Source organism: Pantoea sp. QMID4, from assembly GCF_030270445.1.
In the GTDB taxonomy this organism is placed as follows: Bacteria; Pseudomonadota; Gammaproteobacteria; order Enterobacterales; family Enterobacteriaceae; genus Pantoea; species Pantoea vagans.
In genome coordinates this window covers 114,904-139,563 of sequence record NZ_BSXL01000003.1, presented here as the reverse complement: position 1 = coordinate 139,563, position 24,660 = coordinate 114,904, and the positions used below count along the sequence as shown (strand labels likewise).

At 56.4% G+C, this 24,660-nt stretch carries 20 protein-coding genes and 3 tRNA genes; 14 read left to right on the top strand and 9 right to left on the bottom strand.

The features are described from left to right. Positions 1–21 precede the first annotated feature (21 nt). Genes ptrA through recD form a run of 3 tightly spaced genes read left to right on the top strand, consistent with a single transcriptional unit; the run spans position 22 to position 8,287 of the window. Positions 22–2,913: a pitrilysin gene (ptrA, locus tag QSK07_RS08075; protein ID WP_285721310.1), complete on the top strand. Its 2,892-nt coding sequence runs from the start codon at positions 22–24 to the stop codon at positions 2,911–2,913. Next, positions 2,910–6,449 (top strand): exodeoxyribonuclease V subunit beta, encoded by a 3,540-nt coding sequence (gene recB / locus QSK07_RS08070; protein ID WP_285721309.1) that lies wholly within the window; start codon positions 2,910–2,912, stop codon positions 6,447–6,449. Before ptrA ends, recB begins: the two co-directional genes overlap by 4 nt. After that, positions 6,446–8,287: an exodeoxyribonuclease V subunit alpha gene (gene recD, locus QSK07_RS08065; RefSeq protein ID WP_285721308.1), complete on the top strand. Its 1,842-nt coding sequence runs from the start codon at positions 6,446–6,448 to the stop codon at positions 8,285–8,287. The genes recB and recD overlap by 4 nt, the downstream gene beginning before the upstream one ends. A 49-nt stretch (positions 8,288–8,336) precedes the next feature. On the opposite strand, the gene argA is transcribed toward recD, so the two are convergent. Next, positions 8,337–9,665 (bottom strand): amino-acid N-acetyltransferase, encoded by a 1,329-nt coding sequence (gene argA, locus QSK07_RS08060; protein WP_013358908.1) that lies wholly within the window; start codon positions 9,663–9,665, stop codon positions 8,337–8,339. Positions 9,666–9,897: 232 nt separating this feature from the next. On the opposite strand from argA, the gene amiC reads away from it, so the two are divergent. Continuing rightward, positions 9,898–11,142, top strand: a complete 1,245-nt coding sequence (amiC, locus tag QSK07_RS08055; RefSeq protein WP_033733642.1) for an N-acetylmuramoyl-L-alanine amidase AmiC — start codon at positions 9,898–9,900, stop codon at positions 11,140–11,142. A 110-nt stretch (positions 11,143–11,252) separates the two neighbouring features. Here amiC and QSK07_RS08050 read toward each other — a convergent pair. From QSK07_RS08050 to QSK07_RS08040, 3 genes are all read right to left on the bottom strand, one after another. Then, a tRNA-Met gene (locus QSK07_RS08050) sits at positions 11,253–11,329 on the bottom strand. Positions 11,330–11,383: 54 nt separating this feature from the next. Further along, positions 11,384–11,460, bottom strand: a tRNA-Met gene (locus tag QSK07_RS08045). A gap of 65 nt (positions 11,461–11,525) precedes the next feature. Beyond that, positions 11,526–11,602, bottom strand: a tRNA-Met gene (locus QSK07_RS08040). A gap of 203 nt (positions 11,603–11,805) precedes the next feature. On the opposite strand from QSK07_RS08040, the gene mltA reads away from it, so the two are divergent. After that, positions 11,806–12,954: a murein transglycosylase A gene (gene mltA / locus QSK07_RS08035; protein WP_013358905.1), complete on the top strand. Its 1,149-nt coding sequence runs from the start codon at positions 11,806–11,808 to the stop codon at positions 12,952–12,954. A 48-nt stretch (positions 12,955–13,002) separates the two neighbouring features. Continuing rightward, positions 13,003–13,815: a tRNA cyclic N6-threonylcarbamoyladenosine(37) synthase TcdA gene (gene tcdA, locus QSK07_RS08030; protein WP_285721307.1), complete on the top strand. Its 813-nt coding sequence runs from the start codon at positions 13,003–13,005 to the stop codon at positions 13,813–13,815. On the opposite strand, the gene csdE is transcribed toward tcdA, so the two are convergent. After that, positions 13,794–14,249: a cysteine desulfurase sulfur acceptor subunit CsdE gene (gene csdE / locus QSK07_RS08025; protein WP_285721306.1), complete on the bottom strand. Its 456-nt coding sequence runs from the start codon at positions 14,247–14,249 to the stop codon at positions 13,794–13,796. The genes tcdA and csdE overlap by 22 nt on opposite strands. Positions 14,250–14,251: 2 nt before the next feature. Next, positions 14,252–15,460, bottom strand: coding sequence for a cysteine desulfurase CsdA (csdA, locus tag QSK07_RS08020; RefSeq protein ID WP_285721305.1), 1,209 nt, complete (start codon positions 15,458–15,460; stop codon positions 14,252–14,254). Positions 15,461–15,669: 209 nt separating this feature from the next. Between csdA and QSK07_RS08015 the strand changes: the two genes are divergently transcribed. The 4 genes from QSK07_RS08015 to rlmM all read left to right on the top strand — a co-directional run bounded on the left by QSK07_RS08015 (position 15,670) and on the right by rlmM (position 18,682). After that, a complete protein-coding gene (locus QSK07_RS08015) occupies positions 15,670–15,891 on the top strand; it encodes a YgdI/YgdR family lipoprotein (RefSeq protein ID WP_003854643.1) in 222 nt (73 codons plus the stop codon). A gap of 334 nt (positions 15,892–16,225) precedes the next feature. Further along, the gene (locus QSK07_RS08010) at positions 16,226–17,143 is read left to right on the top strand and encodes a transcriptional regulator GcvA (RefSeq protein WP_033733638.1); all 918 of its coding nucleotides are present in this window, start codon (positions 16,226–16,228) and stop codon (positions 17,141–17,143) included. 50 nt (positions 17,144–17,193) lie between these two features. Further along, on the top strand, positions 17,194–17,589 hold the full coding sequence (locus tag QSK07_RS08005; RefSeq protein WP_275221345.1) for a DUF423 domain-containing protein: 396 nt from the start codon (positions 17,194–17,196) through the stop codon (positions 17,587–17,589). Beyond that, positions 17,582–18,682 carry a 23S rRNA (cytidine(2498)-2'-O)-methyltransferase RlmM gene (rlmM, locus tag QSK07_RS08000; protein WP_285721304.1) on the top strand — a complete coding sequence of 367 codons (1,101 nt, stop codon included), beginning with the start codon at positions 17,582–17,584 and terminating at the stop codon, positions 18,680–18,682. The genes QSK07_RS08005 and rlmM overlap by 8 nt, the downstream gene beginning before the upstream one ends. Before the next feature lie 24 nt (positions 18,683–18,706). Here rlmM and xni read toward each other — a convergent pair whose 3' ends face one another. The 3 genes from xni to queF form a co-directional block, all read right to left on the bottom strand. After that, positions 18,707–19,462, bottom strand: coding sequence for a flap endonuclease Xni (gene xni, locus QSK07_RS07995; RefSeq protein ID WP_275221344.1), 756 nt, complete (start codon positions 19,460–19,462; stop codon positions 18,707–18,709). A 34-nt stretch (positions 19,463–19,496) separates the two neighbouring features. Beyond that, positions 19,497–20,861, bottom strand: coding sequence for a nucleotide 5'-monophosphate nucleosidase PpnN (gene ppnN / locus QSK07_RS07990; RefSeq protein ID WP_275221343.1), 1,365 nt, complete (start codon positions 20,859–20,861; stop codon positions 19,497–19,499). A 169-nt stretch (positions 20,862–21,030) separates the two neighbouring features. Next, positions 21,031–21,876, bottom strand: coding sequence for an NADPH-dependent 7-cyano-7-deazaguanine reductase QueF (queF, locus tag QSK07_RS07985; RefSeq protein ID WP_285721303.1), 846 nt, complete (start codon positions 21,874–21,876; stop codon positions 21,031–21,033). A 62-nt stretch (positions 21,877–21,938) separates the two neighbouring features. On the opposite strand from queF, the gene syd reads away from it, so the two are divergent. The 4 genes from syd to QSK07_RS07965 all read left to right on the top strand — a co-directional run bounded on the left by syd (position 21,939) and on the right by QSK07_RS07965 (position 24,643). After that, positions 21,939–22,487 (top strand): SecY-interacting protein, encoded by a 549-nt coding sequence (gene syd, locus QSK07_RS07980; protein ID WP_285721302.1) that lies wholly within the window; start codon positions 21,939–21,941, stop codon positions 22,485–22,487. Positions 22,488–23,075: 588 nt separating this feature from the next. Next, a complete protein-coding gene (locus QSK07_RS07975) occupies positions 23,076–23,405 on the top strand; it encodes a YqcC family protein (RefSeq protein WP_098052492.1) in 330 nt (109 codons plus the stop codon). Then, positions 23,405–24,184: a tRNA pseudouridine(65) synthase TruC gene (truC, locus tag QSK07_RS07970; RefSeq protein WP_285721301.1), complete on the top strand. Its 780-nt coding sequence runs from the start codon at positions 23,405–23,407 to the stop codon at positions 24,182–24,184. Before QSK07_RS07975 ends, truC begins: the two co-directional genes overlap by 1 nt. A gap of 12 nt (positions 24,185–24,196) precedes the next feature. Then, positions 24,197–24,643, top strand: a complete 447-nt coding sequence (locus tag QSK07_RS07965) for a flavodoxin (protein ID WP_098052494.1) — start codon at positions 24,197–24,199, stop codon at positions 24,641–24,643. Positions 24,644–24,660: the final 17 nt, after the last annotated feature.

Here is a 24,660-nt window from a genome sequence, read left to right as displayed (position 1 = left end):
CGGGAAATGAGAGGGGTTTACATGCGGGTATACGCACGCTGGATAGCGGCGCTATTGTTAAGCCTGGTGGCTTGCACAGCACAGGCGCAGACATCATCAGGCTGGCAGCCAGTTAACGACACCATTCGCAAAAGTGAACAGGATCCGCGCCACTATCAGGCGATCCGGCTCGACAACGGGATGACGGTGTTACTGGTTTCCGATCCAGTCGCACCGAAATCGCTGGCGGCGCTGACGCTGCCGATAGGATCGCTGGACGATCCCGATCAGCAGGCGGGACTGGCACACTACCTTGAGCATATGGTGCTGATGGGCTCAAAGCGCTACCCGCAGCCGGACAACCTGGCCGAATTCCTGAAAAAGCATGGCGGCAGCCACAACGCCAGCACGGCCTCTTACCGCACCGCTTTTTATCTGGAAGTGGAAAACGATTCACTGGAACCGGCAGTTGATCGCCTGGCGGATGCGGTGGCTGAACCGCTGCTGGATCCGGTTAACGCCGATCGCGAACGCCACGCCGTGAACGCCGAACTGACTATGGCGCGCTCGCGCGATGGTCTGCGTATGGCCCAGGTGGGCGCTGAAACCCTGAACCCGGCGCATCCGGCGTCACGTTTCTCGGGCGGCAATCTTGAAACACTGAAAGATAAGCCCGGCAGCAAACTGCACGAGGCGCTGCTGGATTTTTATCACACTCATTACTCCGCCAACCTGATGAAGGCGGTGATCTACAGCAACAAACCGCTGCCAGAGATGGCATCGATTGCGGCTAAAACCTTTGGCCGGGTGCAAAATCATGACGCCAGCGTGTCGGAGATTACGGTGCCGGTGGTGACGGATGCACAGCAGGGCGTCATCATTCATTACGTTCCGGCCCAGCCGCGCAAGCAGCTCAAAATTGAATTCCGCATTGCCAATAACAGCGATCGCTTCCGCAGTAAGACCGACACGGTGATTAGCTATTTAATCAGTAACCGCAGCAAAAACACGCTGACTGACTGGCTGCAAAAGCAGGGGCTGGCCGACGGGGTCAATGCGGGCGCTGACCCGATGACCGAGCGTAACAGTGGCGTATTTGCGATTACCGCGTCACTCACCGATAAAGGCCTGGCACAGCGTGACGAAGTGGTAGCGGCCATATTCAGCTATATCAATCTGCTGCGTCAGCAGGCCGATGATAAGCGCTATTTCGATGAAGTTTCACATGTACTGGCGCTCGACTTCCGCTATCCCTCTATCACCCGCGATATGGATTATATCGAATGGCTGGTTGATACCATGCTGCGCGTGCCGGTTGAACACACGCTGGATGCGCCTTATCTGGCGGATCAGTACGATGCCGCTGCGATCAAGGCCCGGCTGGACGAGATGACCCCGCAGCATGCGCGCATCTGGTATATCAGCCCGCAGGAGCCGCATAACAAAACCGCCTATTTTGTGGATGCGCCTTATCAGGTTGAGAAGATCACGCCACAAACCTTTGCCGACTGGCAGCAGCGCGCCAGCCAGATCACGCTGGCGATGCCCGTGCTGAACCCCTATATCCCGGACGACTTCACCCTGTTGCCGTCAGACGGAAAAACGTACCAGCACCCAGTGAAGCTGGATAACCATGATGGTATGCGCATTTACTGGATGCCCAGTTGTTATTACGCCAGCGAGCCTAAAGCGGCGATAACCCTGGCGTTACGCAATAAAAACGCTATCAGCGACGCCCGTCAGCAGGTGCTGTTTGGCCTGAATGACTACCTCTCCAGCCTGGCACTGGACGAGCTTAACTCGCAGGCCTCGGTGGGCGGCATCAGCTTCTCAACCGGTGAAGATCAGGGGCTGGTGTTCAGCGCCAACGGTTTCACGCAACGTCTGCCGACGCTATTGAAGAAACTGGTGGAGGGTTATGCCACCTTCCAGCCGACAGAACAGCAGCTGGAGCAGGCCAAATCCTGGTATCTGGAGCGGCTGGACGCGGCCGAAAAAGGCAAAGCGTTTGAGCAGGCGATTCAGCCGATGCAACTGCTGTCGCAGCTGCCTTATACCCAGCGCGAGACCCGCCGCAAGCTGGTCAGCACACTCTCACTTAAAGATGTGACGACTTATCGCGATACGCTGTTCCGCGATGCGACGCCAGAGATGCTGGTGGTGGGTAACCTCAGTGCTGACACCGTGACGCAGCTGGGACATGAGCTTAAGCAACAGATGCAGAGTAATGCGACTCGTGACTGGCACAGCCAGTATGTGACCATTAAAAAACCGTTGAAAGCCAACCTGCAACAGCAGGGCAGCAGCACTGACTCCGCTCTTGCCGCTCTCTATGTACCACTGGGATACGGTGAATACCAGAGCATGGCGCACAGCTCGATGCTCAGCCAGATCGTTCAGCCATGGTTCTACAATCAGCTGCGTACTAAAGAGCAGCTCGGCTATGCGGTCTTTGCCTTCCAGATGCCGGTGGGCCGCCAGTGGGGTGTCGGCTTCCTGCTGCAAAGTAACAGCAAACAACCGGACTGGCTGTTGCAGCGTTACAAAGCCTTCTATCCACAGGCAGAAAAACGATTACGCAGCATGAGTAAGGCTGATTTTGCCCAGTACCAGCAGGCGATGATCAACGATTTGCAGCAGCGTCCTCAGACGCTCTTTGAGGAAGCGGATCGTTTTAGCCGCGACTTTGATCGGCAGAATGATCACTTTAATACCCGGCAAAAAGTGATCGAGCAGGTTCAGCTGTTAACCCCGGCCAGCCTGGCAGACTTTTTCCGGCAGGCCGTGATTGAACACAAGGGCATGGTAATGACCTCACAGATTGCCGGCACCGGCAATGGAAAAACTGAATTTGCCCGCCAGCCTGGCTGGAAAACCTGGAATGAAGTAGCGCAACTGCAGCAGTCGCTGCCGGTAAAGAGTGAGACCCAATGACGCAGTTACCGCCCGTCTCGCTGAATCCTTTAACGCTGGCGCTCAGAGGCGAGCGGCTGATTGAGGCGTCAGCGGGCACCGGAAAAACCTTTACCATTGGTCTGCTCTATCTGCGCCTGCTGCTGGGGCTGGGCGGAGAAAACGCCTACAACCGCCCGCTTTCGGTAGAAGAAATTTTAGTGGTGACCTTCACCGAGGCCGCCACTGCGGAGCTGCGCGGACGCATCCGCGAGAATATTCATCAGCTGCGTCTGGCCTGTATCCGTGGCAAAAGCAGCAACCCGATGCACCAGTTACTGCTGGAGCAGATGCCCGATTTGAGTCAGGCTGCCGCGCAGCTGCTGTCTGCTGAACGGCAGATGGATGAAGCCGCTATCTTCACTATTCACGGCTTCTGTCAGCGGATGCTCAATCTCAACGCCTTTGAATCGGGCATGCTGTTTGAGCAGGAGTTAATTGAAGATGAGCAGGCGCTGCTGAAACAGTCGACTGCTGACTTCTGGCGTCGTCAGTGCTATCCACTGAGCCTGGATGTCGCGCGGATTATTGCCGCGGAGTGGAGTGGGCCCGACAGCCTGCTGACCACGCTGCGCCCCTGGCTTCAGGGTGAATCACCCAGCCTGAAACGTCCGCCCGCAGCCGATGAGACGCTGGCATCACGCCACGCCCGTAACCTGGCGCGCATTGAGGCCATCAAGCAGCAGTGGCAGGCGCTTAGCGCCGATGTTGAAGGCATGATTAGTGCTTCTGGCGTGGATAAGCGCAGCTACAGCAGTAAACATCTGCCCAACTGGGTCGCAAAAGTCACGCAGTGGGCCAGCAGTGAGACGCTGGATTATCAGCTGCCGAAAGAGCTGGAACGCTTTGGGCAGCAGGTGCTGGACGAGAAAACCAAAAAAGGCGACGCCCCGCGACACTCGCTGTTTGAGGCGATCGATCAGTTTCTGGCAGAACCCTTGTCGCTGCGCGATGTGATTATCGCGCAGGCGCTGACCGATGTGCGTGCCACGGTACAGCGTGAAAAGCGGTTACGCGCGCTGTTAGGCTTTGACGATCTGCTCAGTAAACTGGATGAGGCGTTGCAGCAGCCCGGCGGCGTGTTGCTGGCAGAAACCATCCGGGCGCGTTTCCCGGTGGCCCTGATTGATGAATTCCAGGATACCGATCCACAGCAGTATCGTATCTTCCGCACGCTCTATATTAATCAGCCGGAGCAGGCGCTGTTTCTGATTGGCGATCCCAAGCAGGCGATCTATGCGTTTCGCGGCGCGGATATTTTTACCTATCTGCGGGCCAGAAGCGAAGTCAGTGCTCACTACACACTGGATACTAACTGGCGTTCCTCACCCGAGATGGTAGAGAGCGTTAACCGCCTCTTCTCTCAGCTCGATTCACCTTTTCTCTTCTCGGCGATCCCCTTCCAGCCGGTTAAGCCTGCCGCACCCAACGCGTCACTGAAGCTGATTTTTGACCAGCAGCAGCAACCCGCATTACGTTTCTGGCTGCAGCCTGGCGAGGGGGTCGGCAACAGTGACTACCAGCAGTTTATGGCGCAGCAGTGTGCCGCCGATGTCAGCCGCTGGCTGATGGCAGGACAGCAGGGACGTGCCTGGCTGGGTAAAGGTGAGGCGCTGCAGCCGGTGCGGGCTTCCGATATCACCGTGCTGGTACGCAGTCGCAATGAGGCCGGTTTAATCCGCGACGCGCTGAATGCACTATCGATTCCGTCGGTCTATCTCTCCAGTCGGGACAGCGTCTACACCACGCCGGAAGCGCGTGAACTGCTCTGGTTACTGCAGGCAATTCAGGCACCGGAACAGGAAAGGCTGCTGCGCAGCGCGCTGGCGACCTCTATTTTTGCCATCGATGCGGCGACGCTGGACGCGCTGACACAGAATGAGCGCGAGTGGGATGCGCTGGTGGAGCAGTTTGCCGTCTGGCAGCAGCTGTGGCATCAGCGCGGTGTGTTACCGATGCTGCGTGATGTGATGATCAAGCGGCAACTGGCGGAGAATATGCTGGCATCGGAGAACGGTGAACGTCGCCTGACTGACCTGATGCATCTGGGTGAACTGCTGCAGGAGGCCTCGGTGCAGCTGGAGAGTCCGCACGCGCTGGTACGCTTCCTGGCGCAGCAGATTGCCCGGCCAGACAGCCAGGCCTCCAGCCAGCAGCTGCGTCTGGAAAGCGATCGCCATCTGGTGCAGATCATCACCATCCATAAATCAAAAGGGCTGCAGTATCCGCTGGTCTGGCTGCCGTTTGCCGCCGGGTTTCGCGAGGCGGCCAGCGCGCTCTATCACGATCGCGACAACTTCACGGCGCTGCTGGATGTGCAGGGTGATGCGCAGAGCCTGGCGCTGGCCGAAGAGGAGCGTCTGGCGGAGGATCTGCGTCTGCTCTACGTGGCGCTGACCCGTTCGGTTTACCACTGCAGCGTTGGCATTGCACCGCTGATCAAAGGCACCCGTAAAAAAGAGGGCGAAAGCGACCTGCACAAGAGCGCGCTGGGCTACCTGGTGCAGCAGGGTGAGGCGGCTGATGCGCAGCAGCTCAGCCAGCGACTCAATGCATTAACCGGTGAAGGGATTGCACTGGTTGAAGAAGATCTGCTGCCGGGCGAAATGTGGCAGGATGCGCAGCAGGGTGACGAGGCGTTAAGCAGCCGCGACGTAACCCGCGCCCTGGCGGATGTCTGGCGGGTAACCAGTTATTCCGGGCTGCAACAGCATCACAGCTCGCCACTGCTGGATGCGCTCCCTAACTTCGATATCGACGCAGCGGGCGAAGAAGAAAGTGGTGAAGAAACGGCATTGACGCCGCATCACTTTCCGCGCGGTGCGGCACCCGGCACCTTCCTGCACGGTCTGTTTGAGTCGATCGACTTTGCCGAACCGCCGGATCGCATCTGGCTGGAAGATCAGCTGCAGCACAATGGTTACCCACTGAGCTGGTTACCGGTCATTGAACAGTGGATTGATCGGGTGTTACATACCCCGCTTAACGCCGAAGGGCTGACGCTGTCAGCAATCCAAAGCAGCGAACGGCTCATCGAGATGGAGTTTTATCTGCCGATCAACAATCTGCTGACGGCGGCGGATCTTGACGATCTGCTGCGTCGGCACGACAGCCTTTCTCAGCAGGCTGCTACCCTGGATTTTCGCCAGGTGCGCGGCATGCTGAAGGGCTTTATCGATCTGGTCTTCCGCTGGCAGGGAAAATATTATCTGCTGGATTACAAATCGAACTGGCTGGGGGAAAGTCACGCCGCTTATGCGCCCGAGGCGATGACGCAGGCGATGATTGGCCACCGCTACGATCTGCAGTATCAGCTTTACACCCTGGCGCTGCATCGCTATCTGCAGCATCGTCTGCCGGACTATGACTATCAGCACCATTTTGGTGGGGTGTTTTATCTGTTTTTACGTGGGATGGATGGCAGCTCGCCTGACAACGGCATTTTTGCCACCCGACCTTCCGAAGCTTTTGTGGAAGAGATCGATGCGCTGTTTGGTGAAACCGGGGAGATGCTATGAGTGACATGCTGAGTCTGCTGCTGCAGGCGGTTGAGAAGCGTCTCCTGCGGCCGCTGGATATTCAGTTTGCCCGTCTGGTGGCGCCGGACTCACAGCCTGCGCTGCTGCTTGCCGCTGCCTGCGTCAGCGCGGAGGCCGGTGAGGGTCACGTCTGTTTACCGCTGAGCAACCTCTGTGAAGACAGCCTGTTTGCCGGGCGTCAGCCTGCGCTGGCCCAGGCCATCTGGCAGGCGGCGGGCGCGCCGGATAACTGGCCATCGCGCCTGGCAGACTGGTCGGCCATCAGTGATGGCAGTCGGGTGACGCCGCTGGTGCTGAGCAACCAGCGTTTGTATCTGCATCGGCACTGGCACAGTGAAGGCCGGGTCGCCGACTTTTTTGCTGCGCAGGAAGTGAAAACCGCGTTTGATATGCGTGCCGCAGGTGACGTGCTGAACAATCTGTTTGGTAACCAGCCGGAGAACTGGCAGAAAATTGCTGCGGCCGTGGCGCTCACCCGCAAGACGGCGGTCATTTCCGGCGGGCCGGGCACCGGTAAAACCACCACCGTGGCGAAACTCCTCGCCGCCCTGATTCGGCTGAATCCCGGTGCGCTGCGGATTCAGCTGGCAGCACCGACAGGCAAAGCCGCTGCGCGACTGACTGAGTCACTGGGCCGGGCGCTGCAGGATCTGGCGGTCAGCGACGAAGAGCGGCGGCATTTTCCCGCGGAAGCCACCACGCTGCATCGCCTGCTGGGCGCGCAGCCCGATACCCAGAGATTGCGCTACCATGCTGATAACCCACTGCATCTTGATGTGCTGGTAGTGGATGAAGCGTCGATGGTCGATCTCTCGATGATGGCAAAACTGATCGCCGCGCTGCCTGCCCATGCCCGCGTAGTGTTTCTGGGCGACCGCGATCAGCTCGCCTCGGTTGAAGCGGGTGCAGTGCTGGGCGACATCTGCCGCTGCACGGAAAGCGGCTACAGTCTGGCGCGGGCCGAACAGCTTGCCCTGCTGACCGGTTGTACGCTGCAGGGCAGTGACGATGGACGGGCACCGATCGTGCGTGACAGCATCTGTCTGCTGCAGAAAAGTTATCGTTTTGACGAATCCTCCGGCATTGGCCAGCTGGCTAAAGCGATTAACCAGGGTGATACAGAGCAGGTCAGGGCGGTGTTTGCTGCGGCCCATGATGATGTCAGTTACCAGACGCTGAACAGCGCGGAAGCGTATCAGATGATGCTGGATGAGGTCGCACAGGGCTATCAGCCTTTCCTGCAGCTTATCCGACAGCAGGCGGAGCCTGCTGAGGTGATTGCCGCCTTTGGCCGTTATCAGCTGCTGTGTGCGTTACGTGACGGGCCTTTTGGCGTGCAGGGCCTGAACCAGCGCATTGAGCAGCGGCTGATGCAGCTGCAGCGCATCCGGCGTCCTGGTATCGGCAGCCGCTGGTATGCCGGGCGTCCGGTAATGATCACCCGCAATGACAGTGCGCTCGGCCTGTTTAACGGTGATATTGGCATTACGCTGCGGGATGAAGAGGGTAACCTGAAGGTCTTTTTCCCGCTGCCGGATGGGTCAATCAAAGCGATCCAGCCGAGCCGGTTACCTTCACATGAAACGGCCTGGGTGATGACGGTGCATAAATCGCAGGGGTCGGAGTTCGACCATACTGCGCTGGTGATGCCGACACAGTTTCTGCCGGTGCTGACCCGAGAACTGGTCTATACCGCGATTACCCGCGCACGTAAACAACTGACCATTTACAGCGAACCGGGCATATTTCAGCGCGCCGTGCAGCTGCAGACGCAGCGACGCAGCGGTCTGGTGGAACGGCTGGGTGAAACTGGCTGAGAAGAAGGGGGACAGTCCACGCCAGGTGGCCTGTCCCTTCAGGATTGAATCAGGTGAGGTCGGCCATCAGCACCTTGGAACGGCGCTGGTAGTTGTACATCTCTTTTTTACTCTCGGGCAGTGACTCGATATCAACCGGCGTAAAGCCGCGCTCCTGGAACCAGTGGATACTACGCGTGGTTAACACAAACAGCTTTTGCAGTCCCATCTGCTTCGCCTGCAATGCCACGCGCTGCAGCAGCATTTCTCCGCGTGAGGAGCTGCGATAGTCAGGATGAACCGCCACACAGGCCATTTCGCCAATCTTCTCATCCATAAACGGATAGAGGGCGGCACAGGCGATGGTCAGATTGTCGCGCTGAATAATCGTGAACTTATCGATCTCCATCTCCAGCTGCTCGCGTGAGCGACGCACCAGAATGCCCTGCTGCTCAAGCGGACGGATCAGTTCGAGGATACCGCCGATGTCGTTGATATTGGCACGACGGATCTGCTCGGCCGACTCCATCACAATCTGCGTACCGATACCGTCGCGTGAGAAGAGCTCCTGCAACAGTGCGCCATCTTCCTGGTAGCTGATGAGATGGCTGCGGCGCACGCCACTGCGGCAGGCTTTCACCGCACCGCGCAGGAAGCGGACCGTCCCGGAAAGATAATCACCTTCCTTTTCAATCTCGTCGATGCGGGCCTGCGCATCGTTCGGGAACAGCTCGGAGATGATTTCACCGTCGCTGTTCAGCACACCCTGCTCGGAGCAGAAGCCGATCATTTTTTCGGCTTTGAGCTTAATCGCCAGCTGGGTAGCCACTTCTTCTGAAGTCAGATTAAAGCTCTCGCCGGTCACAGAAACCGCCACTGGTCCCATCAGCACGATGGCATCGTTATCCAGCTGGCGATGAATCGCCTCTTCATCAATACGACGGATGCGCCCGCTGTGGCAGTAATCCACGCCATCATCCACGCCCAGCGGCTGTGAAATAATGAAGTTGCCGCTAACCACATTGATATGCGCGCCCTGCAGTGGCGTGTTGTTAAGACTCATTGAGAGACGGGCAGTGATATCGAGCTGCAACCGGCCGGCAGCCTGCTTCACTAACTCCAGCGATTGCGCGTCGGTCACCCGGGTAAATTTATGATAAACCGGTTCCAGCTGCTGCTGAGCGAGGCTGGCATCAATCTGTGGCCGTGCGCCATAAACCACCACCAGGCGGATGCCCAGGCTGTGCAGCAGGCCGATGTCGTTAACGATGCCAGAGAAGTTCTCATGCTCAATCGCTTCGCCACCCAGCATGATGACAAAGGTTTTACCCCGGTGGGCATTGATATAGGGAACGGTATGGCGAAAACCCTGAACCAGTTCGGTACTACGTTCCTTCACGGCCAACCCTCAGTGAATGTTTATTCGTATTTTCTGTATTTTTATGCTTTTAAGCCCGATTTTGCAAGTTTTAATCCTGACGAAAATTTACGTTTTTATGGGTGTCAAAGCCGCTAACAGCCTGCATTATTTAGGGTTTCCGGGGTGACATCATCCTGCGGATTGGATAAAGTTTTCGCCGCCATTTGATTAACTGGCGCTTTTTTAGACATAACACAGCAGCTGGAGCGGCATGTCAGACGGTAATTCCCATTTTTCACGCAGACGTTTTTTACAGGGGACAGGCGCCTTACTGCTGTTGAGCGTCAGCCGCACAGGCCTGGCGGCAAAAAACCACATTGTGGCGGTGCGTATCTGGCCCTCATCCACCTACTCGCGCATGACGCTGGAGTCCAGTGTCGCGCTGAAATATAAGCAGTTTGCGCTGAGCAATCCCGAACGACTGGTAATAGACATTCAGGGCCTGCATCTTAATTCGGCCCTGAAAGGGGTGGATAAGCAGGTTCGGGTCGACGATCCCTTTATCAAAAATGCCCGGGTCGGTCAGTTCGACAGCAACACGGTGCGTGTTGTTCTGGAGCTGAAGCGCAACGTCGCACCAAAGATCTTTAATCTGGCACCGGTCGCCGGGATCAACCACCGGCTGGTGGTCGATCTCTATCCGACCCAGAACCATGTGGAAGACGATCCGCTGCTGGCTCTGCTGAAAGATTATAATCAGGGCGATCTGGAGAAGGATGAAGGGGTGCAGGCGCCGTTACCCGGCAAAGCGGGACGCGATCGTCCGATTATCATCATGATCGATCCCGGTCACGGTGGAGAAGATCCTGGCGCGCACGGCAAATATAAGACTCGTGAGAAAGATATTGTGCTGAAGATCGGACGGCGACTCAAAGCGCTGATCGATAAAGAGCCCCACATGAAAGCCTATATGACGCGCAATGAAGATGTCTTTATTCCGCTGCGCGTCCGGGTCGCCAAAGCCCGTAAACAGCGTGCCGATCTCTTTGTGTCTATTCATGCTGATGCGTTTACCAGTCGCGCGGCGCGCGGCTCTTCGGTGTTTGCCTTATCCACCAGCGGTGCCACTTCAGCCGCCGCCCGTTTCCTGGCGCAGACCCAGAATGAATCAGACCTGATTGGCGGCGTCAGCAAAAGCGGCGACCGCTATCTTGATCACACCATGTTCGACATGGTGCAGCGGCAGACGATTCATGACAGCCTGAAGTTTGGTAAAGAGGTGCTGCATCGAATGGGGCGCATCAACCATCTGCACAAACGCACCGTGGATCAGGCTGGCTTTGCGGTGCTGAAAGCCCCGGATATCCCGTCAATCCTGGTAGAGACCGCGTTCATCAGTAATGTGGAAGAGGAGCGGAAGCTGCGAACCACCCGCTATCAGCATCAGGTGGCAGAGGCGATTCTGAACGGTATCAAAGCGTATGTAGAGAGTGGGGCGGCTCTGGCCCATCGGTAAAGGTGTGCGGGTAGTCACGGCTATCCGCGCATTTATCTGCGGGAGAGAAGCTTAAGAGGAATTTGCGAACGGCAGAAACAAAAAAACACCCTTTCAGGTGTTTAAATGATTGGTTGCGGGGGCCGGATTTGAACCGACGACCTTCGGGTTATGAGCCCGACGAGCTACCAGGCTGCTCCACCCCGCGTCCGTATCATACTTATTTCACATTGTGACTTCTGTAAAACAACTGCAGAAGTATTGGTTGCGGGGGCCGGATTTGAACCGACGACCTTCGGGTTATGAGCCCGACGAGCTACCAGGCTGCTCCACCCCGCGTCCGTATTGCTTCTATTACTTTTACTTCTCACACTGTGACTTCTGTAAAACTGCTGCAGAAGTATTGGTTGCGGGGGCCGGATTTGAACCGACGACCTTCGGGTTATGAGCCCGACGAGCTACCAGGCTGCTCCACCCCGCGTCCGTGGAAGCGCACTATACTCTCCGCGCTAATTCATGCAACCCCTTTTTAAAGATAAAAGCCAAATTAACAGCCAGTTGCTGAAGGATTCAGCCATCTGATTAATTATTGAACTGATATGCGCTGCGTCAAAACGGATACATTTCATTCTGTCGGGGGCTTTGCTATCGTCGCGGGGCGAACAGTTATAAAAAGAGAAGAGAATGAAATCACATTGGGTGAAGTATGCACTCACTGGCGCGTTAATCACGCTGCTGGCGGCCTGTAGCTCTAAACCGACCGATCGCGGTCAGCAATATAAAGATGGCAAACTTGAACAGCCGCTGGCGCTGGTGAATCAGCCCAATGCTAAAGGCGCGCCGGTTAATGGCAAAGACTTTGGCGATCAGGTGCGCCAGATTCAGTCTGCCTCATCTGCTCTTTATAGTCGTCAGAACGGTACCTACAGCGCGATTGAAAGCTGGCTGATGGCAGGCGCCGATACCCGGCAGCTTCGCCAGTATGGCCTGAACGCCTGGCAGATGGAGGGCACGGACAACTACGGTAACGTGCAGTTCACCGGTTACTACACGCCGGTCGTCGAAGCGCGCTATACACGTCAGGGCGAATTCCAGTATCCGATCTACCGTATGCCGCCGCGCAAACGCGGAGAGAAATTACCGAGCCGCGCCTCTATCTATAGTGGCGGACTTGATGACCGCTACGTCATTGCCTACAGCAACTCGCTGATTGATAACTTCATGATGGATGTGCAGGGCAGTGGTTACGTCGACTTTGGCGATGGCCGCCCGATGACCTTCTTTGGTTACGCCGGTAAAAATGGCTGGGGCTATCACAGTATCGGTAAGGAGCTAATCGACCGCGGTGAAGTGAAGCGCGAAGATATGTCGATGCAGGCGATTCGCCAGTGGGCCCAGGAGCACTCACCCCAGGAGGTGCGCGCGCTGCTGGAAACCAACCCGTCATTTGTCTTCTTTAAGGCTGAGCCATTTACGCCGGTGCGCGGTGCCAGCGCCGTTCCGCTGGTAGCGAAAGCCTCGGTGGCTTCTGACCGCTCAATTATTCCGGCGGGCACGGTGCTGCTGGCAGAAGTGCCGCAGTTGAATGAGAAGGGCAAATTCAACGGCAAATATGAGATGCGCCTGATGGTGGCGCTCGACGTGGGTGGCGCGATTAAAGGACAACACTTTGATATCTATCAGGGTATCGGCCCGGACGCCGCACATCTGGCGGGCTTCTATAATCACTATGGCCGCGTCTGGGTGATCAAAGCCGCACCGGGGGCCGGACAGCCGCTGTTCTCCAGCCCGCAAAACGGTAATAATGGTTCACTGCTTCTCGGCTCTAACTAATGTCTTCTCTGCGGGCCTCCGGGCCCGCACGACGTAACAGGTTCAACTATGAAAGTGTTAAATGACGCCTGGCATCAGCGCTTTGGCGGCACAGCGCGTCTCTATGGCCAGGATGCGCTGCAACGTTTTGCTGACGCGCACTTCTGCGTCATCGGTATCGGCGGCGTGGGTTCCTGGGCAGCAGAAGCGCTGGTGCGCACCGGCATTGGTAAAATCACCCTGATAGATATGGATGACGTCTGCATTACCAACACCAACCGACAGCTTCATGCGCTGCAGGGCAACGTTGGCAAAGCCAAAACGGAGGTGATGGCGGAACGACTTAGGGCGATTAATCCGGACTGCGACGTGATCTGCATTGATGATTTTATTACGCCCGAGAACACCGCCGAACTGATGGCCGCCGGTTTCGACTATGTGATCGACGCGATCGACAGCGTGCGCCCTAAAGCGGCGCTGATCGCCTGGTGTCGCCGGAATAAGATCCCGCTGATCACCACCGGTGGCGCGGGCGGACAGATTGATCCGACCCAGATCCAGGTCGCCGATCTGGCGAAAACTATTCAGGATCCGCTGGCGGCGAAGCTGCGCGAGCGCCTGAAAAGCCTGGGCGTGGTGAAAAGCAGCAAGGGTAAACTCGGCATCGACTGCGTTTTTTCTACCGAAGCGCTGGTCTATCCGCAGGCGGATGGCAGCGTCTGCGCTTCACGCAGCACCGCAGCGGGTCCGAAGAGAATGGATTGCACATCCGGCTTTGGCGCGGCCACCATGGTGACCGCGACGTTCGGCTTTGTGGCCGTTTCGCATGCGCTGAAGAAATTTCTGGCGCGCGCCGCGCGTCAGGACGCCGTCAGCGCCTGACGCGCGGCACGCTCTACCGCAGCGGTCAGTGCCTGCAGACCGCTGCTGCGTGAGGCGCTGAGCTGGGCACGCAGCCCCAGTTCATCAAACAGGGTTAAGGGATCGGTGGCCAGTAATTGCTGCGGCGTCTGGCCCTCGACCGCGGTCAGCAGCACGGCAAGCAGGCCGCGCACGATGCGTCCTTCACTGTCACCATAGAAGTGCAGTGAGCCATCCTCACACAGCTGGCTGCCGAGCCAGACCCGGTTTTCACACCCGCTCAGTTCAATTTCCGTTGTTTTCAGTTCCTCCGGCAAGGCAGGTAACTGGCGGCTCAGCTGAATCAGCTGACGATAGCGATCCTCCCACTGGTGAAAGCGGCCGAAGCTCTCTTTCAGACTGGTAACGGTAATCTGTTCGCCAAACGGATGTGGCGCTAACCGCGATGAACGCATAATCAAAACTCCGATAACAGCACGATGGCGCTCTTCATGGCGCGCACCAGCGCATCAACATCCTGCAGATTATTATAGGGTGCAAAAGAGGCGCGCAGCGTGCCACTGACGCCCAGCGCCGCCAGCAAGGGCTGCGCGCAGTGCTGACCGGCGCGCAGTGCGATTCCCTGCTCGGCCAGTAGCGCTACCAGGTCACTGTGATGCAGACCTGAGAATTCAAAGGCCAGCAGGCTGGCACTGCCACAACGGAAGCTGCGAAAGCCGGGCAGTTCTGCAAGCTGCTCTTCCGCCAGCGAGGCAAGCTGCTGACTCCAGCGCTCGGCTTCGGGCAGATCGTACTGCGCCAGCCAGCTCAGTGCCGCACTCAATCCCACCACGCCAGCCACATTCGGGGTGCCAGCCTCAAAACGCCACGGTACCGGCTGCGGCGTGAAACCATTGAAGTCGACATCCATGATCATCTTACCGCCGCCCTGCCAGGGCACCATCGCTTCCAGCAGTTCAGCTTTACCATATAACGCGCCAATGCCCATCGGGCCGTAAATTTTATGGCCGGAAAAAGCGTAAAAGTCGATATCCAGCGCCTGAACGTCAGGCGGGCAGTGCACCACCCCCTGCGCGCCATCGACCATCACTTTCGCGTCCACGGCATGTGCCAGTGAAATCGCCTGTGCGAGATCGGGGCATCCCCCGGTGACGTTCGACATCTGACCCACAGCCAGCAGGCGGGTACGGCTGTTAAGCAGGGCGGGTAACAGGCTGATATCGGGCAGACGATCTGGCCCTAACGGCCATTTTACGACGCGGGCACCGCACGCCTGCGCAGCCATCAGCCAGGGGACCAGGTTGGCGTGATGCTCAGCCTCACTCACCACGATCTCATCACCGGGCTGCAGGCGCGGACGCAGCCAGCTGTTTGCCACCAGGTTTATCGCTTCGGTGGTGCCACGCGTCCAGACAATCTCTTGATCGTCCGCGGCGTTAATCCAGCGGGCAACCTGATTGCGCGCCTGTTCATAGCGCTGGGTTAAGGCCTGGGCGGCGGCAAACTGGCTGCGATGAACCGTACCCGCGCTGAGGCTGTAAAACTGCTGCGTGCTGTCAATCACGGCCTGCGGCTTCAGCGTGGTCGCGGCGCTGTCGAGATAGACGCCAGCGTCGGCGAGCGCGGGAAACTGCTGGCGGAATGCGGTGGGATTAAATGCGGTCATGCCGGGTCCATGAGAAGAAAAATTAGGACCACACTGAAAGAATGGTCTGCGTCTGGCAAAGCTGGAAAAGCGCGTTATGCTGAATATTGCAAGGTTTGAACCAAACCCGCATAACGATTGGACGTTTAATAGTCGATCTCACTTATCGGCTGCCTCTGGTTAGCGTAACGCGGGTGGTTTGATGCAATCAATCTACAAGGAGATAGCAGATGAAAAAACTTACCGCAGTCCTGGCCGTGTGTACTCTGGCTTTTACCCTGAGTGCCTGTTCAAGCAATTATGTCATGCATACCAACGATGGTCGCACCATCGTGGCTGCCGGCAAGCCTAAAGTTGACAACGATACCGGCATGATCAGCTATAAAGACGCGAATGGCAACGAGCAGCAGATTAACCGCTCTGATGTCAAAGAAATGGTCGAGTCAAAGTAAGCAGTAAAAAAAAAGCACCGCAATTTGCGGTGCTATTTAAAAATCACTATGGACAGACAGGGTAAATCTACAGGAATTAAGAGTTCGATCCGCAATCGTCGGATCAAAAATTGCAAACACAACATCACGACCACAAGCCAAAAGCTTTCAGAAAATCTGCGAACTCACTCACAAATCTAAAAACTTTTCGTTCCGGCTCAGGAAGTGCGGCAACTATAGGTATTTGCTGGAGGTTCCTCAACGGACAAATTATAATGCCTCGGATTAAAAATTCTAATACGTAAACGCTTTATATGAGCCTGCGTATTTTTCGCCGATCCGGATACGGAAAACCATGTCGAAACGCCTTCCTCCTCTTAACGCACTGCGGGTTTTTGATGCCGCTGCGCGCCATTTAAGCTTTACCAAAGCCGCTGAAGAGCTGTTTGTCACCCAGGCTGCCGTAAGCCATCAGATTAAATCTTTGGAAGATTTTCTGGGATTAAAGCTGTTTCGCCGGAGGAATCGTTCGCTGTTACTGACCGAAGAAGGGCAAAGCTACTATCTCGACATCAAAGAGATTTTCTCGGCAATTAACGAAGCGACCCGCAAACTGCAGGCGCGCAGTGCCAAGGGCGCGCTGACCGTCAGTTTACTGCCGAGCTTCGCTATTCAGTGGCTGGTTCCCCGCCTCTCCAGCTTTAATATGGCTTATCCGGGAATCGACGTGCGTATCCAGGCAGTTGACCGCGATGAAGAGAAACTGGCCGACGATGTGGACGTGGCAATTTTCTACGGGCGCGGCAACTGGCCCGGCCTGCGGGTTGAAAAACTCTATGCCGAATATCTGCTGCCGGTCTGTTCGCCATCACTGATGACCGGCGATAATCCGCTGAAAACGCCAGTGGACCTGTCACGTTTTACTCTGCTGCATGACGCCTCCCGCCGTGACTGGCAATCGTATATCCGCCAGCTGGGTTTACAGCATATCAATGTGCAGCAGGGGCCGATCTTCAGCCACAGCGCGATGGTGTTGCAGGCGGCGATTCATGGTCAGGGCGTGGCGCTGGCCAACAACGTCATGGCGCAGAGCGAAATAGAGGCCGGGCGATTAATCTGCCCGTTTAATGATGTATTAGTCAGTAAAAACGCTTTTTATCTGGTTTGTCATGACAGTCAGGCAGAACTGGGTAAAATAGCCGCCTTCCGACAGTGGATTCTGGAAAAAGCTGCAACCGAACAAGAAAAATTCCGCTTTCGCTATCAACAATAACATCTTGATTTATTTGCATTACGATGCAAAAGCATCCTGAGGATCGGTTAATGTCCAGTCGTGCCATGTTTATTTTTGCGGCTATCAGTGGATTTCTGCTGGTGGCTTTTGGCGCATTTGGTGCCCACGTTTTAAGTCAGTCGCTGGGCGCGGCTGAAATGGCCTGGATTCATACCGGGCTGGAATATCAGGCTTATCACACGTTAGCCGTGATGGGACTGGGTGCCGCGATGTTACGCCGCGCCAATATCTGGTTTTACTGGAGCAGTGCGCTGATGGCGCTCGGCACCGTACTGTTCAGTGGCAGCCTCTATTGTCTGGCGCTGTCACATCTGAAGTTTTGGGTTTTTATCACACCGGTAGGCGGAGTCTGTTTCCTCGTCGGTTGGGTATTGATGTTGATTGGCGCGCTGCGTCTTAAACGAAAGGCAGAACGCCATGAATAAAGTTTTACTCTATTGTCGTCCCGGTTTTGAAAAAGAGTGTGCGGCAGAAATCAGCGCCAAAGCGGCTGAACGTGAAATCTACGGCTTTCCGCGGGTTAAAGATGACTCCGGCTACGTGCTGTTTGAGTGCTACCAGTTTGAAGATGCTGAGCGTCTGGCGCGTGAGTTACCGTTTGACGAGCTGATCTTTGCCCGCCAGATGCTGGTTGTCGGTGAAATGCTGCGTGACCTGCCGCAGGAAGATCGCATCACTCCGATTGTCGGCATGCTGACCGGCGTGGTGGAGAAGGGTGGCGAACTGCGTGTTGAAGTGCCGGACACTAACGAAGCCAAAGAGCTGACCAAATTCTGCCGCAAGTTCACCGTGCCGCTGCGTTCAGCACTGCGTGAAAGCAAGATTCTGCTGAACTATGAAAGTCCGAAACGCCCGGTTGTGCATGTGTTTTTCATCGCGCCAGGCACCTGTTACGTCGGCTATTCCATCCGGGAAAACAGCTCGCCGTTTTACATGGGTATTCCACGGCTTAAATTCCCCTCCGATGCACCAAGCCGCTCGACCCTCAAGCTGGAAGAGGCGTTTCACGTCTTTATTCCTGCGGATGAGTGGGATGAGCGTTTAGCCAGCGGCATGTATGCCGTGGATCTGGGTGCCTGTCCGGGCGGCTGGACATATCAGCTTGTCCAGCGCAGCATGATGGTTTATGCGGTTGACAACGGACCCATGGCCCCGAGCCTGATGGATACCGGCCAGGTTATGCACGAGAAAGCCGATGGGTTTAAATTCCGTCCACCTCGCACCAATATCAGCTGGCTGGTGTGTGACATGGTCGAGAAGCCGGTGCGTGTGGCTAGCCTGATGACCGACTGGCTGGTGAACGGCTGGTGCCGTGAAGCGATCTTCAACCTCAAATTGCCGATGAAAAAGCGTTATGAAGAGGTCACGCAGAATCTGGCCATGATGCAGGAGCGCTTTGATGAGAATGGCATCAACGTGCAGATTCGTGCCCGCCAGCTTTACCATGACCGCGAAGAGGTAACGGTACATGTGCGCCGTATGTGGGCAGCGACCGGTGGCCGTCGCGACGAACGTTAATCGCCGGGCTGAGTGCAGCTGCATTCAGCCGGTATAACGCAGCGTATTCAGATTGCCCTGCAATACCAGATCCCGCTTCAGCATGGCCACCTGACGGCTGATCTCAGCCATCTGCTGGCCTTCTGCAAGCTTTTCCCGCCATTTAGCGGGCACCTGATCCAGTTGCTGATAGATCCCTTCAAGCGTATGAAACTCTGCCAGCAGCTGTTTCGCGCTTTTTGGGCCGATGCCGGTGATGCCTGGGATTTTACTGCTGCTGATGCCGCACAATCCCCAGTAGTCGGGGAGTAACTGGGGTGCTACGCCAAATTCAGCTTCGATAAAAGGCAGATCGAGCCAGCGTTTCTGGAAGTAGTCGCGGATGCGGATTTCGGGGGCCAGCAGCTGACAGTAACCTTTGTCGGTGGACACGATGGTGGCCTGGTGTCCGGCCTGCGCCATTTTCACCGCCAGCGTCGCCGCTAAATCATCTGCCTCATCTTCGCCCGCTATCCAGCAACTTACACCTGCCGAACGAAAAGCCTTCTGCAACGCCGGCATCTCTGCCTGTAGATCGTCTGGCATCGGCGGGCGACCGCTTTTGTAATCGGGCAGCAGCTGATGTCGCCAGCCCTGATGACGTGCCTCGCCATCAAAAACCGCTACAGCGTGAGTCGGGCGGGCGTGGCCCAGAACCTGGCGCAGCGCAGCCACGCAGCCGTCGACACAGGGTGAGCCTTGTACCGCATGCAGACGGCGAATCAGATTCAGCGCGTCAACAATAACAAGATGAAGAGCCATGAGCGTATCGGCAGCCCGGGGGCTGCCTCCTGGTTTATTTGATAATTTCGTAGCAGGGGATGTAGGCGGTGCCTGGCAGTTTCATGCGTTGCTGGGCAACGAATCCCTGTAGCAGCTCATCCATGCGGTGCATGATGTCGGGATCGCCATGCAGTCTGTAGCGTCCCTTCTCGCGGATTTCTCGGATGCCCATCTCTTTGACATTACCGGCGACGATACCTGAGAAGGCGCGCCGCAGGTCGGCAGCCAGCTTCTCGGGAGGCTGATTGGTATAGAGATTGAGATTGGCCATATTTTCATGCGTTGGCATGAACGGCACCTGCAGATCGGGCTCGATGCGAATCGACCAGTTAAAGCTGTACGCATCGCCGGTTTCACGACGGTTCTCTTTCACCTGCGGCATCGCTTTCTTCATCAGACGCGCCACTTCTGCCGCGTCATCAATGATGATCTGGTAATGCTTACGCGCCTGTTCACCCAGGGTGTTAACGATGAAATCATCCAGCACGCGGAAGTAATCGGCGCTCTCTTTCGGCCCGGTCAGAATCAGCGGCAACACCTGATCGTTGTTCTGCGGATTCATCAGGATGCCGAGCAGATAGAGCAGCTCTTCAGCCGTACCGACGCCGCCAGGGAAAATGATGATGCCGTGGGCGATGCGCACAAACGCTTCCAGACGTTTTTCAATGTCCGGCATGATGATCAGCTCATTCACCAGTGGATTCGGCGGTTCAGCTGCAATGATTGAGGGTTCGGTGAGGCCGATAAAGCGGCTGTCGCGATAGCGCTGCTGAGCATGGCCAACCGCTGCGCCTTTCATCGGCGCTTCCATCACGCCCGGCCCGCAGCCAGTACAGATGTTCAGCTCACGCAGTCCAAGCTGCGTACCGACATTGCGGCAATACTGATACTCAACGGCGTTGATTGAGTGACCACCCCAGCAGACTACGGTGTTGGGATACTCGCCGATATGCAGAGCCCGCGCATTGCGCAGAATGGAAAACACCGTGTTAGTGATGGTGGCGGAATCATTCTCTTCGGCTGCGCTTAACCGGCCCGGTATGTTGAGCTGGCCGCTGACAAACAGGATGTCACGCAGCACCGCAAACAGGTTAGCCTGCAGTGAGCGGATGATGCGGCCATCCACGAATGCCTCTTCCGGCGGATTGATCAGTTCCAGTTTGACGCCGCGCTCCTGGCGCAATACGTTGATGTCGAAGTTTTCAAAGCGGGAGAGCAGTTCGTGGCTGCTGTCAGTCTGGCTGCCGGAGTTAAGCACAGCCAGAGAGCAATTGCGAAACAGCTGGTAGAGGTCGCTGCTGGCTGTGCGCTTGAGCATGTCGACTTCCAGCTGCGAGAGCAGATCCATTGAGCCGAGTGGGCTGATATGGGTAATCAAATGAACTCCTTTACACCCGCCTGGGTGCGTGTTGGCACTGCAACGGCAGTGACGAAAATCCCTGGTCGGCAACCCGCAGATTGCCGCCTGCACCAGAGTAGCCTTGTCGGCCCGCACAGCTCAAGCGGAACTGCGCTTACGGCATCCAGCCTGAGAGAAGTCTCGCAAACTACTGACGGACCAGCCGCGAAAAACCGGGCGAGAAGGGCACATTGGTGCGCCACGGGTTAATATCCAGCCCGCCACGTCGGGTATAGCGCGCATAGACCGTCAGCGCTTCCGGATGGCAGAAACGCATCACATCATTAAAGATGCGTTCAACACACTGCTCGTGAAATTCGTTGTGCTGGCGGAATGAGACCAGATAGCGAAGCAGTGCCTCACGCGCGATACGCGGGCCTTTGTAACGGATCATCACCGAACCCCAGTCAGGCTGATTGGTAATCAGGCAGTTTGACTTGAGGAGGTGGCTGACCAGCGTCTCGTCAACAATTTCGCTGCCGGTGGCATCCGCCAGATAATCAGCATTGAAGCGGTAATCCTCGATGGCGATATCCTGCTCATCAATGCAGCTCCCTTCAAAATGACCGATGGGCTGACCTTCTATTTCATTGAGCCGGAACAGCGCGACCCGCACGTCACCTTCTGCACAGGCACTCAGATCCCGCTCCAGTGTCTGACGGACCTCGCCCCAGTCAGCAAAGCGTGTTTGATTGAAGCTGTTCAGGTAGAGCTTGAAGCTTTTCGACTCGATAAGATTGCGGCTCTGCGCATCCAGCATCACTTCGCCAATGGCAACCTGTGGCAGACCTTTGCTGTTGAGCCACGAGAGTTCATACAGAGTCCAGATATCGCTGCCGGTAAAGGGCAGACTGTCGGGAAACAGGCCAAGCGGTTCACGGTTCAGGCTGCGCGGTACCGCCTGCAGTAAGCTGTTGTCATACTGATCGTGATAGGCTGTGGGTTTGCCCAGCTTCAGGTTACTGAGCGCCTGATCCTGTTCGTGAGTAGTCATTGCGGTTACCACCAAAATTAATCAAAGTGGCTAAGTGTAACCTATCAGAAGTGAGAATATGAATGATGCAGCAAACTGCCGCCGCGTTGCGTGACTTTACCATTCGATACTGCCAGCACTGGCTTCAGCAGACCGGGCATGCGCCGGCCAGCAGCGATCTCTATGGCGTCCCTTCGCCCTGCGCACTTGAAGATCGCGAGCAGCGGGTCGTCTGGCAGCCGCAGCCGTTTAGTCTGCCACCGACGCTGGATGCGGTTGAGCGGGCGGTCGACATCCAGCTTCAGCCGCCGATCACGGAGTTCTATAGCACGCAGTTTGCCGGCGATATGCAGGCCCGTTTTGGTGAGAATCAGCTGACCCTTTTGCAGGTGTGGAGTGAAGAGGATTTCCTGCGGTTACAGGAGAATCTGATTGGGCATCTGGTGATGCAGCGCCGCCTCAGACAGTCGCCTACGCTATTCATTGCCACCACCGACTCAGAGGAGGAGATCATCTCCCTGTCTAATCTCAGCGGCGAAGTGATTCTGGAACAGCCTGGTCGTAAACAGCGCGTGGTACTGGCAAAAAGTCTTGAAATATTTCTTAAGTCATTACAACCGGTTATCATATGAATTGCAGTGATTTGCCGCCTGGCTTGTGAGAGATCTCTTACATATACTGTGAGAGATCGCCATATAACAGTTGAGACATCCGGAAGGCCGTGATGTAAAAATATTGTGAATCATCAACTTAATGGCGTTAATCTGAATTTGTGCAGCACATTTCGTAAAGTTTCGCTGCAGGTACCTTGTGCACGTAACGAGTTCTGTCAAAATGTTTCCCACTGCAGGATGCTCAGGAAACAGATATCGTCAGGATGATGATAAGCCATGAGGCAGGAACGTAACGGAGCTTACGGCACACGGAAGGTTTCAGGATGAAACAGGATCGCTCAGGAGTGAGTAAGGGACACCTCCAGGATGGAGAATGAGAACCCCCTCAGAAGAGGTGGTGGGCCAGGATGCTAAGGATACATCAGGATGATGCGCGACAGGAGTTCGCACTGGACAAGTTGTCATGGACGAGCAGGGAGCAAAAACGTAGCAGGATGGCTGCAAACGAACCGGGAGCACTGTTTATACAGTGCTCCCTTTTTTTGTGCCTGTGCCAACAAGTGATATGCTTGCCGCCCAATTTTGACTGCTTGCCGGAGGTGGCGCATGACGCCTGAACAATTGATTACGCAACGGCTTGAGCAACTGGAAGCGGTGATGCGTGAGCACCATCTCTGGCAGAGTACCCCTCCGGCCAGAGACGCGCTCGAGAGCCGTGAACCCTTTTGCCTGGATACGCTGGAGCCGCTCCAGTGGCTCCAGTGGGTGCTGGTCCCGCGGATGCATGCCCTGATTGCGGCTCAGCATCCGTTACCGCAAAATTTTGCGGTTGCACCCTACTACGAGGTGGCGATGGTGCCTGACCAGCCCGGTATTGCGCCGCTGCTGCTGACCCTGCGTCAGCTTGACGCGTTGATCAAGGATGCAGCCAACTGATGCTGGAGATACTCTATCAGGATGAGTGGCTGGTTGCCGTCAACAAACCCAGCGGCTGGCTGGTTCACCGCAGCTGGCTGGATCGCCATGAAACCGTGTTTGTGATGCAGACCGTTCGCGATCAGATTGGACAGCATGTGTTTACCGCACATCGTCTGGACAAACCCACCTCTGGCGTACTGCTGATGGGGCTTTCAAGCGAAGTCGGTCGTCTGATTTCCCTGCAGTTCGAACAGCATCAGATGCAGAAAACCTATCATGCTGTCGTACGCGGCTGGCTGGAGAGTAGCGGAACGCTCGATTATCCGCTGGTGGAAGAGCTGGATAAAATTGCTGACAGGCACGCCACTGAAGCGCGCATCGCACAGCCCGCCGTCACCGATTATCAGTCACTGGCGACGGTCGAGATGCCGGTTGGCATTGGCCGCTATCCCACTTCGCGTTACAGCCTGGTCGAAATGGCACCTAAAACCGGCCGCAAACATCAGCTGCGTCGTCATATGTCGCACCTGCGTCATCCGATTATTGGCGATTCGGCGCACGGTGATCTGCGCCAGAACCGGGGGGCTGCTGAACACTTTGGCGCTAACCGGCTGATGCTGCACGCCAGCAGCCTGGCACTCACCCATCCGGTGACCGGTGAACCTTTACTGATCCGCGCCGGGCTGGATGGCGTCTGGCAGAACGTGATGAACCAGTTTGGCTGGCAGGATCGCATTCCTGAGGTGCCGCGGGTTGAGTTTAACGCAGCGCCAGGACAGGATAACGTTTCAGAATAAGGGAGAAAGCAGATGGCAAAGATTGGCATTTTTGTGGGGACGGTATACGGCAATGCGCTGCTGGTAGCGGAAGAAGCGGAGCCCCTTCTGCAGCAGCAGGGTCACAGCGTCACCGTGTTTGACGATCCGACGCTGGCAGACTGGCAGAACTATGAAAGCGACGTGGCGTTAATTGTCACCTCAACCACCGGACAGGGCGATTTTCCCGACACGATTTCAGGCCTGTTCCATGCGGTTAAAGATAAGCTGGGTCATCAGCCCGCGCTGCGCTACGGCGTGATTGCGCTGGGTGACAGCAGTTATGACCATTTTTGTGGCGCGGGTAAAACTTTCGATGCGCTGCTGCAGGAGCAGGGCGCACAGCGGGTCGGTGAGGTGTTACTGGTTGATGCCACTGAAAATCCAGAACCGGAAGCGGTGACCTCTCCGTGGGTTGAAGCCTGGGGCGCGCAGCTCTGATGGCAACGCCAGGCTTA

What these genes read in the sequence shown, in the direction of transcription:
- ptrA (WP_285721310.1), top strand. Translation starts at nt 22, where the DNA reads ATGCGGGTATACGCACGCTGGATAGCGGCGCTATTGTTAAGCCTGGTG.
- recB (WP_285721309.1), top strand. Translation starts at nt 2,910, where the DNA reads ATGACGCAGTTACCGCCCGTCTCGCTGAATCCTTTAACGCTGGCGCTC.
- recD (WP_285721308.1), top strand. Translation starts at nt 6,446, where the DNA reads ATGAGTGACATGCTGAGTCTGCTGCTGCAGGCGGTTGAGAAGCGTCTC.
- amiC (WP_033733642.1), top strand. Translation starts at nt 9,898, where the DNA reads ATGTCAGACGGTAATTCCCATTTTTCACGCAGACGTTTTTTACAGGGG.
- mltA (WP_013358905.1), top strand. Translation starts at nt 11,806, where the DNA reads ATGAAATCACATTGGGTGAAGTATGCACTCACTGGCGCGTTAATCACG.
- tcdA (WP_285721307.1), top strand. Translation starts at nt 13,003, where the DNA reads ATGAAAGTGTTAAATGACGCCTGGCATCAGCGCTTTGGCGGCACAGCG.
- csdE (WP_285721306.1), bottom strand. Translation starts at nt 14,249, where the DNA reads ATGCGTTCATCGCGGTTAGCGCCACATCCGTTTGGCGAACAGATTACC.
- csdA (WP_285721305.1), bottom strand. Translation starts at nt 15,460, where the DNA reads ATGACCGCATTTAATCCCACCGCATTCCGCCAGCAGTTTCCCGCGCTC.
- QSK07_RS08015 (WP_003854643.1), top strand. Translation starts at nt 15,670, where the DNA reads ATGAAAAAACTTACCGCAGTCCTGGCCGTGTGTACTCTGGCTTTTACC.
- QSK07_RS08010 (WP_033733638.1), top strand. Translation starts at nt 16,226, where the DNA reads ATGTCGAAACGCCTTCCTCCTCTTAACGCACTGCGGGTTTTTGATGCC.
- QSK07_RS08005 (WP_275221345.1), top strand. Translation starts at nt 17,194, where the DNA reads ATGTCCAGTCGTGCCATGTTTATTTTTGCGGCTATCAGTGGATTTCTG.
- rlmM (WP_285721304.1), top strand. Translation starts at nt 17,582, where the DNA reads ATGAATAAAGTTTTACTCTATTGTCGTCCCGGTTTTGAAAAAGAGTGT.
- xni (WP_275221344.1), bottom strand. Translation starts at nt 19,462, where the DNA reads ATGGCTCTTCATCTTGTTATTGTTGACGCGCTGAATCTGATTCGCCGT.
- queF (WP_285721303.1), bottom strand. Translation starts at nt 21,876, where the DNA reads ATGACTACTCACGAACAGGATCAGGCGCTCAGTAACCTGAAGCTGGGC.
- syd (WP_285721302.1), top strand. Translation starts at nt 21,939, where the DNA reads ATGATGCAGCAAACTGCCGCCGCGTTGCGTGACTTTACCATTCGATAC.
- QSK07_RS07975 (WP_098052492.1), top strand. Translation starts at nt 23,076, where the DNA reads ATGACGCCTGAACAATTGATTACGCAACGGCTTGAGCAACTGGAAGCG.
- truC (WP_285721301.1), top strand. Translation starts at nt 23,405, where the DNA reads ATGCTGGAGATACTCTATCAGGATGAGTGGCTGGTTGCCGTCAACAAA.
- QSK07_RS07965 (WP_098052494.1), top strand. Translation starts at nt 24,197, where the DNA reads ATGGCAAAGATTGGCATTTTTGTGGGGACGGTATACGGCAATGCGCTG.